At 38.0% G+C, this 1,659-nt stretch carries 1 protein-coding gene and 1 pseudogene; both read left to right on the forward strand.

Annotation, left to right across the window (positions count from 1 at the left end):
• Positions 1-589: 589 nt before the first annotated feature.
• Positions 590-1,060, forward strand: a complete 471-nt coding sequence (locus WBJ10_RS09875; RefSeq protein WP_424289801.1) for a JAB domain-containing protein — start codon at positions 590-592, stop codon at positions 1,058-1,060.
• Between the two features lie 133 nt (positions 1,061-1,193).
• Positions 1,194-1,659: pseudogene (locus tag WBJ10_RS09880) on the forward strand (hypothetical protein); the annotation flags it as partial.

Consider the following 1,659-nt stretch of genomic DNA (forward strand, 5'->3'; position numbering starts at 1 on the left):
GCTATTGTATGTGTACTTACTTTGAGGTAATTGATAATGGCTTCAAGAATATTTATTAGAAATTTCTTCATATTATTCTAATGGGATAGTTAATCTCAAATATAACTAATTCAACATGTTAGCCTAATTATACTAGTGGCTGTAGTTCTCAGAAAACATGGATTGATCCTTCTGGCTTTTTGCTACGGAAAATTTGAACCTCCTCGGTACGCAAGGCCATGCCCTTCGGATTTGGACAAATAAATGCCCACCCACACCTAGCCCCTGCAATCTTTTTTTGCCTCAAAGCCTTGCCTTACCAGCCCCACGCTATTTTTTTGCCTCTACCAAAAGCCAGGGAGACGCATGCCGAATACATTCACAAGTTAACCCTCCTTGATCTGAAACTATCAAACGAAAGTTAAGCATCAATTAACGTACAAATTTAGCCCCGTATCCCGCACACAGGTCTGCTACCGCCAAGGTAGTATTTGAAAAATGGGTATCCCGGGGGAGCCCTCAGCATTTTTAAAATCTCCACCTTGCCTTTAGTGCTGAATAGAGGCTCTGAGAGCACCATAATTAATTTTTTAACATAAAACTTAAGATTATGGAAAAGCTACAAAATCAGATGTCGTTCTATCAATTATCAGAAATCAGCGTCAGCTACAAACCAAAGTTCAAGGCTTCTGAACGACCACAGGTTTCAACATCCCAGGAAGTGTATAGTATATTATTTAACAACTGGGACCTCGATAAGATCGAGCTTCAAGAACAGTTCAAAATCTTGTTATTGAATAGAGCAAACAAGGTTATAGGAATTTACGAAGTCTCCTCCGGTGGAATGTGTGGAACTATAGCAGATCCCAAGCTCATTTTTTCAACAGCGTTAAAAGCATGTGCAAGTTCGATCATTTTAACCCACAATCATCCTTCCGGAAACTTAAAGCCGAGCAAGGCGGACCTTGCATTGACCGAGAAAATCATGGCTGCAGGAAGCTTTTTAGATATAGCGGTTCTGGACCATATTATAATAACATCAGAGGGATATTACTCATTTCAGGATGAAGGGATTATTTAAGGGGGAAACCCCTTTTTTATGCTTTTTGGAATTTACTCTTACGGTTTTCCATATTTAAATGACGAATATTATTGCTATTTTGGCTTAAATACAATCTTTTAACTGATTATTAATCCCGATTAACCTTTCTAATTTGGCCACGAACAAACATGCGATAATTCGATACCAAACTTTAGACAAATGTTTCAGAAATCCTGGGAGAAAATATTTCATTGACGATTTAGTTGCCGAATGCAATAATGCTATCTATGACTTTTCGGGTAGTTCAGATGGTGTGAAACGTCGTCAGATATATGATGATATTATTTTCATGGAGAGCGAACAAGGATGGTCTGTTCCGCTGTCACGCCATAAAGAAGGAAAAAAGGTATTCTTGAGATACGAAGACACAAATTTCTCAATTAATAACAGTCCTTTAAACTCCGCAGAAGAGAATCAATTAAAGGAAGCCCTTCTTACTCTCTCACGTTTAAAGGGAATGCCCAGTTTTGCCTGGGTTGATGAAATTACAACAAGAATCAATGCAGGTTTAGATTTATCCAATCAAAGTTCAAAGGTTATAGAATTCGACCAAAACCAGTTTTTAAAAGGAATTGAGT

Origin of the sequence: Daejeonella sp. (assembly GCF_049655485.1) — a bacterium.
Classification (GTDB): Bacteria; Bacteroidota; Bacteroidia; order Sphingobacteriales; family Sphingobacteriaceae; genus Daejeonella.